Origin of the sequence: Nostoc sp. (assembly GCF_036917395.1) — a bacterium.
GTDB lineage: Bacteria > Cyanobacteriota > Cyanobacteriia > Cyanobacteriales > Nostocaceae > Nostoc.
On record NZ_JBALDI010000039.1, the window covers coordinates 1 to 13898 of the forward strand.

Consider the following 13898-nt stretch of genomic DNA (forward strand, 5'->3'; position numbering starts at 1 on the left):
TCCTTCTTTCTATTCACTCTACTTTAGTTCCTATGTACTACTAAAGAGACTTTTTATTGATGTGTGACAGTTAGGGTGCGGAAGGTGGGATAAAACTCCTATTGGTATCCAGGTACTGTGGCGAGGTTGGTTAAAATTGCACGACCTCTGTGAGGGTTGGCAGCTTGCCAGAGAGACTTAACGGGAAAAGTCAGGTAGTACAGTCGATGCTACGGTGATAACCAGATGCCAAGAATTATGCATATACGCGCAGCGGATTGCCGCAGGCATTGCACAATCACAGCGGAAAGTTGGACTAGTGGTGGGAATCTAAATTTAGCATTCTCAATCTTCTTTTGAATTTATAACGATTTTATTGAAATCACTTGTAAAAGTTTTAGATAAAAGACTAATAAGAAATGTTACCGGAATGATCATTCCGGTAATACTAATATTTCTTTTTGGACGTCTACAAAATCTCTTACTAACAAGCACTCAACAGCCAAGTACAGTAACTTTAACTGTATCAGCAGGTACGGGTTTGAGACCAGTCCTAGAAGATGTTCAAAAAGTTTATAAACACGCAGCATCTGACTTGAATATTAATTATAATTTTGCGGCTTCTGGTGTGCTGACACGACAAATTGAACAAGGAGCAAGGATAGATATTTTCATTTCAGCTTCTAGTGAGAATATGAATCAATTACAGCGTCAAGGTCTTTTGCTAGAAGGTACTCGCCAAAATCTGATTAAAAGTAGGGTGGCTTTGATTGCATCAACTAGTACGAATGGCATCTCTAGTTTTCAAGACTTAACTAAGCCGATTGTTAAGAAAATTACCATAGGTGAACCTAGAAGTGTACCCCTTGGTATGTATGCCCAAGAAGTTTTTAAGTATTTGGGAATTTTCGAGCAAGTAAAACCAAAACTAGTTTACACCAGAAGTGCTTTAGAAATTCTAAACTTTGTTGCAATTGCTAATGTTGACGTTGGTATTGTCCATGACACTAATGTTAAAGCATCCTCTCAAGTGAAAATTGTAGAAATTGCTCCTGAAGCCTCTCATTCTCCTGTAATTTATCCAGTTGCTATTCTACTAAAAAATTATAAAAACTTAATGGCAGCTAAGTCATTTGTACTATTCCTATTTAGCAAACAGGCGAAAGTCTTGTATGGTAAATATGGCTACACAATAATGAAATAATATGACATGATATCTACCAGTTTTAAGATGAATGACCCTGGCCGCTCCTAATACCATTATATTATCCGTGAATACAAATATTTCCCGTCCACAAAAATACTACATTCGCATTTTGAGCTTAGGTATAGGTATCTTAGTAGTATTGTTAGGTATTTTCGCCAGCATTTCTTATGGTGCAGCGGATATTCCCATTGCTAAAATAGTGACTGCATTCACTAACTATGATGATTCCACTGAGCATATAATTATTCGCTCAATGCGCTTACCGCGTACACTGATTGCAAGTATGGTCGGTGCGAGTTTGGCTGTAGCTGGAGCGTTAATGCAAGGACTAACTCAAAATCCTTTAGCCTCACCAGGAATATTAGGGATTAATGCAGGTGCAGCCTTAGCAGTGGTAGTAATGGTCTTTGGCTTCGGTACATCAACACCCGCCCTGATTACCCTTGTAGCATTTTTGGGAGCATTAATAGCCGCCTTAGCTGTTTATTATCTTGGTTCTCTGGGACAAGGGGGTGCAACACCATTGAATTTGACTGTTGGTGGTGCTGCCCTCACTGCCTTGCTATCTTCAATTACTACAGGTGTACTGGTTTTAAGTGAACGCACTCTTGAAGAAGTCCGCTTCTGGCTAGCAGGGTCAATAGCAGGACGAGACTTCAATCTATTTCTGACTGTGCTGCCCTGGATGATAGTGGGGCTATTAACAGCTTTTGCCTTGAGTAGACAGATGAATGTTCTCAGCTTAGGAGAGTCGGTAGCCACAGGCTTAGGTCAGCAAACAGGTTCGATAAAGTTAGCAACAGCATTAAGCGTTGTCATCTTAGCAGGCAGCGCTGTAGCACTAGCAGGGCCTATCGGCTTTGTCGGTCTGGTAGTTCCCCATCTGGCACGCAAAGTAATGGGTGTTGATTATCGCTGGATATTGCCTTGTGCGGCTGTGTTTGGTGCAGATTTACTAATATGGGCAGATTTAGCAGCCCGTTGGTTAATTAGACCCCAAGAATTGCCTGTTGGCGTGATGACAGCGCTTTTGGGAGCACCGTTTTTGTTGTACTTAGTCCGTTGGCGGGTGAAAAGAGGATGACAACAATTCAAAATTCAAAATTCAAAATTCAAAATTTAATACTCGGCAACCAGCCTATAACTAGAGTACTGTTGCTACTGTTATTACTCACGCTTGCAGTCTTGTGGATGAGTCTGAGTTTAGGAGATTATCCTGTGCCGCCAGCAGACATAATGAGAGCTGTTCTTGGTTTACCAACTCAAGATATAGAATCTCCCTTTGTTGTTGTCACCCTGCGTTTACCTAGAGTGTTAATCTCTTGGTTGGTAGGAGTGAGCTTGGCAATTGCTGGTGCAATTTTACAAGGATTGACACGTAATCCTTTAGCTGACCCTGGTATCGTTGGAGTAAATGCAGGTGCAGCCTTAGCTGCGGTAACTTTGATTGTACTATTCCCGACTGTACCCACTATGTATTTACCCTTTGCTGCATTTGGTGGTGCTTTTGCTGTAGGCTGTCTCATTTACTTGCTAGCTGGTACAGGAGAAAAATCACCTCTGCGCTTAGTTTTAGTGGGAGTTGCACTTGCAGCAATTATGGGAGCTTTCACTACTTTGATGCTCACTTTTGGTCAAATCAACGACGTTACTAGAGCATTAGTCTGGTTGGCAGGTAGTGTGGCTGGTAAAAGTTGGCAGCAAGTCTGGCAACTTCTACCTTGGATAGTTGTCTTCGTTCCCTTTGCTTTACTGCTGACGCGAGAACTTGATAATTTGCAACTGGGTGATGCTGTAGCCAAAGGACTTGGTAGCCGGGTCACATGGCAAAGGAGCAAATTATTGTTAGTGAGTGTAGCACTGGCTGGGTCAAGTGTGGCGATCGCCGGCACAATTGGCTTTGTTGGATTAATGGCTCCCCATTTAGCACGTAGACTTGTTGGGTCAATACATCAAAATTTATTGCCAGTTGCTGCTTTAATCGGGGGATTATTGGTAGCAGCAGCAGATTTTGTGGGTAGGACTTTATTTTCTCCGACAGAATTACCCTGTGGTTTGCTGACTGCTGCTTTGGGAGCGCCCTATTTCATCTATTTAATGTATCAAAGACGACATAGATGAAAAATAAAATAGCGAGCGAAGCAGCTCAAAAATCTCTGGGTTGCTTTTCTAAACTTTGGCGTTCTTCAGAAGTTAGAGAGACAATGTATCGTTTTGCGGGCATAACTTATATATTGCCGGAAATATATCTCCCAGTATCTGTCAAATACATTTTGACAGACTATTAGTAGATTTAAAAAATATTTCACGGAAGTAAAAGACCCCAGAGTGGAGAGGAGGAAACGGCATTTACTCTATTCTTGAGAACTTGCTAATCGAACGGCTTAAGACTCTGGTAGCCAAAAGCAAGTCTGTAGATGCAAACGGTGTTGAGTTGCATTAAGGGAAATAGGGGAAACCATGTGCCAAGAGCGATCGCAACGTATAATAGCAACTGAATATTGCGGCAATGGTGGAACTTCTTGAATTACAGAAGTAGTCTGATTATCTTTAAGAACTTGAAAATACCCTCCCCACTCTGGGTTCCATCCCTCATTGAAATAGAAAAGTTGAGTTACATGTTTACGCGGGATATCTGTATGAGGACGGTTCCAGAATCCTAAATCATGTCGTGTTAAATAAATTGTTAATGAATGGTTTTTCAAATCCAAATTAGTAAGATGCTCCATTGCCTCTCGATAATCAGGAGTGAGAAGTTCTTCAATCAATTTTTGCCAACTAAGACTCAGATCCTTGATATCTTGTAGACCTTTGTACTTACTTTCATCCAGAATGCAGCGTGCAAAAAACCTGTAGTCATCATATGTATATTCCGGGTATCCATCTGGCTCAAAGTCTCTAGCATGATATTCTTTATAGTTTGTAGTAGCAAAACTATTTGCTAGTTCAGATTGTACTGAAGTGTCAAGCAAGTTTTCAAACACAATCCATTTATAGGGAATTTCTTGCATAGTTGCATTACTAATTGCACTCAAGTTCAACATAATCCCTCTTAAAAAACTTTCAAATAGTTTATTGCTGTTTAACTAAATATCGCTCCAAATCGTCTATCATCCGATTGGCTGCAAGGGGGCCAAACTGAACCCAGTAAAACCCCACCTGATGAACTTTTTCCTGTTGGACAACTTTCAACTTTGACCACAACGGTTCTGCTTTCAGTTGCTCAAGTATTGCGTGTAAATCCCTTTTGCCCAGTGCGTCTTCTGATACTAGAAATAAAATATCCCCATCTAACTCACTCAAAAGTTCCTTTGATAAAGCATAGGCAGCAGGGCCACCCCCTAGACTCAGGGTTGCTTGACTATCCAAAGTTTGAGAGTAAGGACGTGCAACACCTGCATCTTTAAGAATAACTCCTGAAAAACTTGCCTTCGCCCACAGCCAAAGTGCATCAGTACGCAATTCGGCAACCGAGACTAAAGTTGTGTTCAGGCGATCGCCCATTTTTGCTTTAAACTGTTTTAAACGTGCATAATAATTATCCATTACCTGCTGGGCTGTTTTAGTTTTACCCAGAACATCGGCTGTGAAAGCAAAAGATTCTTTCCAAGCTCCACTGGCTCCAGGAGGAGCCAAAACAGTGGGTGCAATGTGTGATAATAGTGGATAAATATCTTGATGAAAATGCATACCAAGAATTAGGTCTGGTTTGAGAAACAAGACTTTTTCGATACTAGGAGAGAGCCAATCTACATCTTCAATACCTGATAGCGGGCCTACTAACCGCTGCAATTGTGAAACAAATAACTTTGGGGCAGCTATAGGTTTGATCCCTAACACCAAAGCATTTTCTAAACAATCACCACTAAGCACAACAACTCGTTGAGGATGAGCAGGAACTATTGTCTTACCCATAAAGTGCTGAACTACTCGAACCTGACTTAAAGAAGAAACACTCTTGTTATGGCTAACTTTTGGGTAATTAAAAAAGAAATAACCGTTTAGCCACACTACCACAGCAAGCAATCCTAAAAGGGGCAGGGATAGGACAAAACACTTGGCTAACCAATGAGTTGTTCTCATTAAAATTCCCACTTCACTGACAACTCTGCTGTATAGGGACGACCAGGAATAATTCTTTGGAGATAGTCAAAGCTTGCTTCATAATATCGAACATTAAATATGTTATTCAAGTTGAGTCCAATGCTAAAGTTATTCTGACGATAGTACAGAGCTGCATTAGTGAGAAAGTAGCTTGGGACTGTATATGTATCCAAATTATCTGGCATTTGATCTCCAACGTAGTTAAAGCCAATTCCACCTCCAAAACCTTTGAGAGAGCCAGCAGGAAAAGTGTAAGTTGTCCACAAACTAGCGACATGCTGTGGTATTCCTTCTACTCGATTCCCGACTGGAAGATCATTGTCTTTGGTAATGCGTGCATCTGTATAACCGTAAAAGCCAATCACATTCCAACCGGGAAGAATCTCTCCGGTGACACTCAGTTCTACTCCCCGACTTCTTTGTTCTCCTGTTTGCACACTATAATCGGGATTGGTAAGATCGGTAGTTAAAATGTTAGTTAGTGTCAGATCATATAAAGCAAGTGTTGCTGAGAGTTTGTTATCAAATAAATCAGTCTTAACGCCCACTTCATACTGAGTACCTAGCTGTGGTCTAAAAAGGTTGTCATTTTTATCTGCACCCGTTACTTGTTCAAAAGAGCGGCTGTAGCTGGCGTAGAGTGAGACAGGCGCTATGGGTTGATAAACGATGCCTACTCTTGGACTAAAGGCAGAATCAGACTGGACACTTGAGGTTGAAGCAATCCGATTAGCAAACTCATTCTCTACTAAGTCATAACGTCCACCCACAAGCAATTTGAGGTTATTGGCAAGTGTCACTTGGTCTTGAAGATAAAAGCCTAAAGCATCATCTCTAAAGAAGACATCAACTCCTCCAAGAGTATCACCTAGTGGTTGACCATACACTGGGTTAAAGACATCAAGAGGGGCGGCAGCTGTTCTAAGTACACTAGTTCTTCGGGTTTGTCTAAATAAGTCAAACCCCACCAAAAGTTTATGTTTTATATTACCAGTGTTAAAATCACCAATAACATGAGTATCTAAAGTATAAGCTTCATACTCTGTTGGCTTTGGAAAAGTAGTCAGATCTCTTTCGACAGTGCGGTTGTCTGCTTCCAGCAGACTGGTAACACCTGTTTCACGTAAATCAAGGGTTAAAAATGCAGCTTGAAATGAATTACTAATAGACCAGTTATCGTTAAAGCGATGTTCTAGATTGTAATTATATCTATGAAGCTGGCGGTTATAGAAATCAGTCGGTTCCCCTAAATAACGGTTAATAGGGATTTTGCCATTTGGGTTAGGAAGTATAGTTGCACTAGCAATCTGCTCCAAACCAGTACCTAGCGACTGTTGTATGTCTTCATATTCTGAATCAAAAGTTAGATTTGTATTTTTACCGATACGCCAATTAACAACAGGCGAAACGAAAAAACGCTTTTCATGATAAAAATCAGTAAAGTCTTCTGTGGTTCTGTAAGAAGTGTTTAAACGATACGACAGACTGCCATCTTTTGTCACAGGACCAGAAAGGTCAAGTGAAGGTTCAAAAAGTTCATAAGCACCACGCCTTACCTCTAAGGCATAGTAAGGTTGACTCAAAGGCTTTTTAGTAACTATATTAATGATCCCACCTGGATTGACTTGACCATAAATTACAGAGTTTGGCCCTCTAACAACTTCTACTATATCTATATTTGTCAGCGAACTTGATAAAGCAGCAACATCTGCAAAGCGGTCTTTGACACCGTTTCTATAAACGTTTCTGGCTCTAAAACCTCGAAGAGAAAAAGTGTCTGCAATTCGAGATGAAAAATTATTTTGGACAACGCCAGCATTTGAGAGTATCCCAATTAAGTTACGCGGTTGTTGCTCTTCGATAACTTGTTGAGGAATCACCTGAACCGAAGCAGGAACATCACGCAATGGCGTATCTGTTTTCGTTGCAGTAGTAGCATCTGGTACCCGATAATTTGTATCTGGTGGAGCAGTCACATTTAACTCAATGGGCTTTTCTGGCTCTGTTGTAGATGGTTTTTGTTCTGGCGTTGTTGGCTGTTGAGCAGTAGAAGTACTAGGAGTTACTCCAAAAACTAAACCTTCTTTTGTACTATCAAACAACTCCACCGCAGGCGCACTCATTTCCCCAGTCACCGTTACCCGCAAGGTGTTCGCATCTAAATTTGCAACTGTTACTTCTGTAATTCCGGCTACTGGCTTTGATTGTCTAAAATCCCCACTTCTTAGTTGCAACTTGGCATTAGGGATATCTGCAATATAAGAATTACCCTCAGTTTTCGGTAAAACTTGTAATTTAAGAGAATTAACTGTGACTAAAATTAACTCTATCCCTTTATAAGTAGAGTTAACCTGAACATCCGTAACTAATACTACATCTGTAGTTGCTTGACTAAGTTCGGGAAATTTATTCTGTCTGGGTACTCTCCATAAATATAAAGCATTAGTTTTAGAAAGCTGTAGCTGATTCAATCTTGAAATTTCTTTAAAAACTTCACCTGAGCGTACTAAAGTTTTTTTGACTAACGGTTGTTCAGAATATGCTGGATTAGCTATAGTTAGAGAAACAACAGATATTAACCAGCAAACAGCAAGATATTGGAGTCTAATAAACATTTTTATACACATTACTTAGTAAGTACTAGGTCTTGAAATTGAGAATTAAGTATAATTTTCCTTTGAGTGCATAGCTCGCAATTATTACTAACTAAGTTGGTAAAAAATATATTTATACCAACCCAATTATTGTAAAAATATATAACTTTTCAGTGTTTGCGTCTTATTCGAGCCGGAATTTTTTTTATTCCATCCGGAATTTTTATCTGTGACAGGACTTAGGACTTATCCCAAATTTCTTACGAAAAGCATTACTAAATGAAGGTAAGCTAGCATAACCTACTGTTCTAGCTACTTCTGTGACATTCATATTTCTTTCAATAAGCAGCTTATAAGCTAGTTGCATTCGGCAGTGATGCAGATAGCCAAACACTGTAGTCCCAAAAATCTGCTTAAAGCCTTGCTTCATTGTGCAATCATTTAAACCAACTTGTCGTGCTAGTTCGATAAGAGAGGGTGGGTTGTCTAAATGTTTCAACAAAATTTCCCTAACATCATAGATGCAGTCAATATCTGATGGTTTGAGTGCATTAATCTGGAAGCAACCTTGCTTGATTTGTACTTCTTGATCAACCACCATTGCAACTAGTTCCCAAATCTTACCTTCAAGATAAATTTGTTTAGTAAAGCCTTGGTATGGACATTGAATAATTTGCTGCACTGCTATTTGCATTGCGGGAGTTTGAGTTCCATAGCGTTCATAAGTTGGTTGATCCCAACGTCTAATTAAATGTTGTAATTCTTTTGGGAGTTTACCAGATGTATTTTCTGCAAAGCTATGAAACACATTTGGATGTATGTGAACAGCTACTTCTACTATTCGCTGTGATTTAGCCTCGAATATATCACACTCAGATGCCATCCCACTACCACTCAAAAAGTATTCTCCAGTCTTGAACTCAAGGTCTTTAAATTCGCTCTCTAGTAAAACAAAGAATAGAAATTCTAATGGATGTTTTCGCTTGTGACATTCTAAAACTAATGATTTGGACTGCTGATAATTGTCAATGTCTAAAGATATGCCATCTCGTAGCTGAATATGTCGCCAATACCCTTCACCAAATTGATATTTTCTGATAATATCAAACTCATCTATAATATTGCCATTATGCTGAATTATCTCTGCTTTATCTAAGATTTTTAAGTAATCGGTTTGTGAAAGTATTAGTGTCATCGTAATAGTAACTTACTAAAAAGTGTGAAAATAATTAAAATAGTAAATAGGTAATTGCCTCTAATCACAAAATATATACAAGAAAGGATTACTAACTGTATGTTTTAATTATAAAAATCGCTTAAGTAGACGCTGACGAGGAATGATTTGAATTGATTGGGGAATATCTTGCAAGGGTGTATCTTTCTCTTGTTAACGTATTTATATTCAATACTCGATAGGTATTTGCCAAAGCTATCACCTCTAATTCAATTGCTCACTACACGCTCAATTAAGCTATGAAGGGTAAGTAGAAGACCTATTACCCTTTATCCAAAACCCTATGACAGTCTCACCCCAAGATTCGTGTTCCTTGAATTGGGGTTGTTGCATCAGGTACAGTCAGTTAACCTAGTCTGAATATTACCAACTTTGTGAGTAAAACATCAAATATTTTGCTGAGACAAATCTTAAAAATAGGATTCTAAATCTTGCTGCTTCGACGGGGACAACTTCTCATTGGGCTACTCAAATTGAGTACTGAAGCCATTTTCAATTAAAATTATTTGGGAAAGTACTGTTAAGTTGCCCCAAGTCTTTTGTCATAGTATCTTTACAAAATGCAGTATTAAGTAGCCAAGATTATTGGTAATATCATCACAGTACAGTTTAGATATCTTGAAGGGCGATCGCCTTGAGAACTCCAAAAAATAAATTATCCAATTCCTGGAATCAAATGATTTGTCCTCCCTCTGCTCCCTGTCCAAAAAGCAATAGGGTACTTTTTATTTGGAAGTTCCTAATTTGAGGTAAATTTTTGGTATGCGTTCGCCCTTGGCGTTGGCAAAGCCATCCCTCTACAGTTAAACTTTAAAGCGATCGGCTAGCATTAGCCGCCTTGCAGCTATGCACTCCCAGACAAACTAGACTTATCTACTTATCTTTGCGATCGGAAAATCAGATGGAAAACACAGTCCTTGAAACTCAACACCTGGGACTCGGTTACGACGGCAAGCCAATTATATCCGGTCTGAACCTGTTGATTCCCACAGGACAAATTACTGCTCTAGTTGGTCCTAACGGCTGCGGTAAATCGACTCTACTGCTGGGTTTGGCTAGATTACTCAAACCTCACATTGGCAATGTATATCTCAATGGGGTTGATATCTTTCGACAGTTAACAACCACAGTTGCACAGCAACTCGGTATTCTTCCTCAAGGCCCATCTGCACCAGAAGGGTTAACTGTGCGAGATTTGGTTGCACTTGGTCGTTATCCATATCAAAAAAGTTGGTTTCAATCTTGGACTACTGAAGATGAACGTCAAGTTGCCAAAGCATTAACAACTACAGACCTTAACTTTTTAGCGAATAGAGCTGTAGATACCCTCTCCGGTGGACAGAGACAACGTGCTTGGATAGCCATGACTTTAGCACAAGATACACAAATTTTATTATTGGATGAGCCGACTACTTTCTTAGATTTAGCTCATCAAGTGGAGGTGCTGGAATTACTTTGGGATTTGAATCAACTTGAGGGAAGAACAATTGTCATGGTGTTGCATGACCTAAATCAGGCATGTCGTTATGCTGATAACCTAGTAGCTTTACGTGATGGCGCTGTTATGGCTTATGGAAATCCAGCAGATGTCATGACAGAAGAAATGGTGCAGGAGGTGTTTGGATTAGCTTGTCGAATTGTGCCAGACCCGGTAGTGGGAACACCTTTATGTTTACCTTTAGGACGACAATCTCATAAATACCGAAAGTAATTATTCTAGAGGTACTCCTACTCCTCTTGCTGCGAATAATTAATAAATTCACGAGATAGCAGTAAACCACAAACTTTTGAAAACGAACGGGAAAATAGGGGTTTCAGCCATCATGAATCAGTCAGCAAACAGCATTGGTAGTAATGCTTGCCTAATGCTTTCTAACACCACTCTTCGGAACAAGCAGACAGCGAAGATTTCTACGTCGCTATTGCTTCCACAAGCAGCGATGTATGAACGCGGTAGCCTTAGCGCCTGATCTGCCTGTGCTTTCAATTCCAATCGAACAAGGCTAATTATCTGAGAGATTCAAGAGCTAATTCCTAACATCTTTCCTTCAAAAGGTTTACCCCTCAACATTCTATTCCAGTAAATATAGGGGAAACCATATTTTTTTAACAGCCACATACTGTACCGTTCTCTAGTTGGATCAACTGGAAATGTAGGGCTAGGCTTGTTGTCATAACTGAATTCGGCAAGTACTACTTTGCCATATCCTGTAATTAATGGACAGCAAGTATAGCCATCGTATTTTTTATTGAGATTTTTTGAGTTCATCAAAGCCAGTAAGTTATCAACAACGACTGGCGCTTGTTTTCTCACAGCTGCTGCTGTTTTTGATGTTGGCAGAGAAGCCGCGTCGCCCAGACTAAAAACGTTGGGGTAAATATTGTGCTGTAGCGTGTATTTGTTAACATTAACCCAGCCTTGACCAGCTGCATCTGATATAGCTAATTTGCTCTGTTTTATAAAGTCTGGTGCGCTCATAGGTGGTGTGACATGGAGCAGGTCGTATTGAATAGCTATTTGTTCAACACCAGAGTCTGTTGATACGTCAAAAATTGCTGTTTTAGTATCAGCTTTGATTTCTTTAAGATTATGTTTGTATCTCACATTTATCTGTTTACGCTCTGCTACAGAAAGCAGTGTTTTTGCGAATTCTTTCACACTGAAAATCGCCCCCTTCGCTGTGCAATACATTACTTTGGATTGACGGCGTACCCCTTGTTTCCTGAAGGCATCATCAGCCAAATACATAATTTTCAATGGCGCTCCTCCACATTTAACCGGAGTGCTAGGGTAAGTAAATATAGCATTACCACTTTGGAAGTTTTTGATGACTTCCCAAGTATAAGGAGCGTATTCATAAGCATAATTACTACAAACACCATCTTGTCCAATTGCTTCTTTCAGCCCTTTAATTAAATGCCAATCAATTTGAATACCTGGAGCTAAAATCAGATATTCATAACAAATACGCTTACCCTCCTGAGTAATAACTGTATTGTTGTCTGGGTCTAACTTAGCTACATAGTCTTTGAGCCAAGTAGCACCATCAGGAATGTAATCTTTTTCGTCCCTGACTGTATCCTCAACTTTGTAAACACCGCCGCCAACTAGTGTCCATGCTGGTTGGTAGTAGTGCTTGTCTCTTGGTTCAATAATGGCAACATCAAGCTGCTTATTTTTTTTCAGCAGTTGGGCGGCGACTGTGATCCCTGCGGCTCCACCCCCGACGACTACAATTTGATGCTGCACGCTCACTGTATCATTTGGAATCACTGATTCACGTTCTACTGGCTTAATTAGCGCAGACATAATACTTTTCTCTCCCTTAGAAGCTACAAACGAAATATTGAGCCAACGGTTTAACCAAGGGAACCTACGTTACCGCAACGTTTGTTAGCAGGAACCGCTTCCATCATTTTTTTGGGTTTCGGTAGATCCAAGTTGGTCATAAGCTCAATGAAGCTAGCGCCATCGCGGAGCATCTCCGTTGGGCGTAACCGTGCCACAGGCTCACGAGATTCGCGTTCTACAAATCGCGGATTCCATCGCCTCTCTTCCCCAATTGTAGATACTATATGACCTTGATAATCGTGACCAGGATATACAAAGGTTTCGTCTGGTAATGTAAATAGCCGTTGTGTCACCGAGTCATATAAAATTCCCGCAGTTTTGAAGTTCCTGTAATGTGGTCTGCGTGGATATGGGTTTCCAGACAATACCGGAGTGTGAAGCCAAGCTCCTGAAGAAGATGGTAGTCACGTTCAACTTGTTCCAAAACTGGATCGACCAGAACTGCTTCTTGTGTATTGAGGTCAGCAATTAGGTAAGTATAAGTACAAGATTCGCGGTCGAATAATTGCCGAAAAAACATCTATAGCTCTCCTAATACACTAATCAATGCAATTGACTCCGAGTGATTTCTGTTGTGGTAGAGATATTATTACAGTAAAATTCAACTGCTTTCCCACCTAGCAAGCTGTTCTTTATAGACTAGACCAACACTTTATCTAAATTGCTCTCGCCTGTAGTGGAAGCTTGAGTGAAACTAGGGATAATATTGCCTAATCGCAGAAACATAACACAAATCCTGTGGTGTAAAGACAAACGTTCAGCCTGTTGCTAAATAGTCATGGTGAGTGCATTGTTATACTCCTTTATCTACGTCCAAGTTTGGGTTCATTCACTTGGTTTAAAAACCTGGGAGCCTATGCATCGCTTGACTGATAAAAGACTAGGGGCACTATTGTTCACAGATTCGATTAACTGAAACTTATCGCTTCAAAAATGTCGTTGACCATTGACATACGAAAACGTAACGCATTGAGACTAGTTAGGTATAAGGTTTCAGAAAATCCCTAAAATATTTTGATTTTAGGATTTCCAGCTTGAAAGGTGGCAGTTTATTGATGTTTCTTTTCTCTCTAATATATTAACATATCAGTCACAGATCAACTGAGTTTTTTCAACAATAAAATATGAGTTCTATATATCACAATTTATTTAGAGTAAAGGTTACGATTCACATCGGATTGACTGAAGAATCAGCCAAAGATATAGCCTTGGCTTCAAATTCCACAACGCCAGTAGATTCTCGCTCCAAAGTCAACGCCAGGGGTGATTACAAATTCATCAAGCACAGGACTTACGCAACTGTCACAAGCAATGGCACAGTGTAGCCGCACCGCGCGCCAAACAACTAGGCGATAAACATGGAAATATCTGGACATTTTAGTTGCTGAATTAAATAATTGGATAACAATCCATGCTTAATTTGATAGA

At 39.9% G+C, this 13898-nt stretch carries 10 protein-coding genes and 2 pseudogenes; 6 read left to right on the plus strand and 6 right to left on the minus strand.

All coding sequences use genetic code 11. The features are described 5' to 3' along the window. The first annotated feature begins 355 nt into the window (after nt 1-355). Genes modA through V7K46_RS13470 form a run of 3 tightly spaced genes read left to right on the plus strand, consistent with a single transcriptional unit; the run spans nt 356 to nt 3307 of the window. Nucleotides 356-1183, plus strand: coding sequence for a molybdate ABC transporter substrate-binding protein (gene modA, locus V7K46_RS13460; protein WP_335113833.1), 828 nt, complete (start codon nt 356-358; stop codon nt 1181-1183). A gap of 31 nt (nt 1184-1214) precedes the next feature. Then, nucleotides 1215-2270, plus strand: a complete 1056-nt coding sequence (locus V7K46_RS13465) for a FecCD family ABC transporter permease (protein ID WP_335113835.1) — start codon at nt 1215-1217, stop codon at nt 2268-2270. Continuing rightward, nucleotides 2267-3307, plus strand: coding sequence for a FecCD family ABC transporter permease (locus V7K46_RS13470; protein WP_335113837.1), 1041 nt, complete (start codon nt 2267-2269; stop codon nt 3305-3307). The genes V7K46_RS13465 and V7K46_RS13470 overlap by 4 nt, the downstream gene beginning before the upstream one ends. Nucleotides 3308-3570: 263 nt before the next feature. On the opposite strand, the gene V7K46_RS13475 is transcribed toward V7K46_RS13470, so the two are convergent. The 4 genes from V7K46_RS13475 to V7K46_RS13490 form a co-directional block, all read right to left on the minus strand. Beyond that, on the minus strand, nt 3571-4230 hold the full coding sequence (locus tag V7K46_RS13475) for a hypothetical protein (RefSeq protein WP_335113839.1): 660 nt from the start codon (nt 4228-4230) through the stop codon (nt 3571-3573). Nucleotides 4231-4258: 28 nt separating this feature from the next. Then, nucleotides 4259-5269 carry an iron-siderophore ABC transporter substrate-binding protein gene (locus V7K46_RS13480; protein WP_335113841.1) on the minus strand — a complete coding sequence of 337 codons (1011 nt, stop codon included), beginning with the start codon at nt 5267-5269 and terminating at the stop codon, nt 4259-4261. Continuing rightward, nucleotides 5269-7905 carry a TonB-dependent siderophore receptor gene (locus V7K46_RS13485; protein WP_335113843.1) on the minus strand — a complete coding sequence of 879 codons (2637 nt, stop codon included), beginning with the start codon at nt 7903-7905 and terminating at the stop codon, nt 5269-5271. The genes V7K46_RS13480 and V7K46_RS13485 overlap by 1 nt, the downstream gene beginning before the upstream one ends. Before the next feature lie 202 nt (nt 7906-8107). Further along, on the minus strand, nt 8108-9079 hold the full coding sequence (locus V7K46_RS13490) for a helix-turn-helix transcriptional regulator (protein ID WP_335113845.1): 972 nt from the start codon (nt 9077-9079) through the stop codon (nt 8108-8110). Between the two features lie 940 nt (nt 9080-10019). On the opposite strand from V7K46_RS13490, the gene V7K46_RS13495 reads away from it, so the two are divergent. Then, nucleotides 10020-10829 (plus strand): ABC transporter ATP-binding protein, encoded by an 810-nt coding sequence (locus V7K46_RS13495; protein ID WP_335113847.1) that lies wholly within the window; start codon nt 10020-10022, stop codon nt 10827-10829. A 112-nt stretch (nt 10830-10941) separates the two neighbouring features. After that, complete coding sequence (locus V7K46_RS13500) at nt 10942-11088, plus strand: hypothetical protein (protein ID WP_335113849.1); 147 nt, start codon at nt 10942-10944, stop codon at nt 11086-11088. 50 nt (nt 11089-11138) lie between these two features. Here V7K46_RS13500 and V7K46_RS13505 read toward each other — a convergent pair whose 3' ends face one another. Further along, complete coding sequence (locus V7K46_RS13505) at nt 11139-12428, minus strand: NAD(P)/FAD-dependent oxidoreductase (protein WP_335113851.1); 1290 nt, start codon at nt 12426-12428, stop codon at nt 11139-11141. Nucleotides 12429-12478: 50 nt separating this feature from the next. Then, nucleotides 12479-12990: pseudogene (locus V7K46_RS13510) on the minus strand (MBL fold metallo-hydrolase). A 631-nt stretch (nt 12991-13621) separates the two neighbouring features. Here V7K46_RS13510 and V7K46_RS13515 point away from each other — a divergent pair. Then, nucleotides 13622-13753: pseudogene (locus tag V7K46_RS13515) on the plus strand (AIPR family protein); the annotation flags it as partial. Between the last annotated feature and the right edge of the window lie 145 nt (nt 13754-13898).

Bases quoted from the DNA above. Each gene is read 5' to 3' on its own strand.
- V7K46_RS13465 (WP_335113835.1), top strand. From the start codon at position 1,215: ATGACCCTGGCCGCTCCTAATACCATTATATTATCCGTGAATACAAAT.
- V7K46_RS13470 (WP_335113837.1), top strand. From the start codon at position 2,267: ATGACAACAATTCAAAATTCAAAATTCAAAATTCAAAATTTAATACTC.
- V7K46_RS13475 (WP_335113839.1), bottom strand. From the start codon at position 4,230: ATGTTGAACTTGAGTGCAATTAGTAATGCAACTATGCAAGAAATTCCC.
- V7K46_RS13480 (WP_335113841.1), bottom strand. From the start codon at position 5,269: ATGAGAACAACTCATTGGTTAGCCAAGTGTTTTGTCCTATCCCTGCCC.
- V7K46_RS13485 (WP_335113843.1), bottom strand. From the start codon at position 7,905: ATGTTTATTAGACTCCAATATCTTGCTGTTTGCTGGTTAATATCTGTT.
- V7K46_RS13490 (WP_335113845.1), bottom strand. From the start codon at position 9,079: ATGACACTAATACTTTCACAAACCGATTACTTAAAAATCTTAGATAAA.
- V7K46_RS13495 (WP_335113847.1), top strand. From the start codon at position 10,020: ATGGAAAACACAGTCCTTGAAACTCAACACCTGGGACTCGGTTACGAC.
- V7K46_RS13500 (WP_335113849.1), top strand. From the start codon at position 10,942: ATGAATCAGTCAGCAAACAGCATTGGTAGTAATGCTTGCCTAATGCTT.
- V7K46_RS13505 (WP_335113851.1), bottom strand. From the start codon at position 12,428: ATGTCTGCGCTAATTAAGCCAGTAGAACGTGAATCAGTGATTCCAAAT.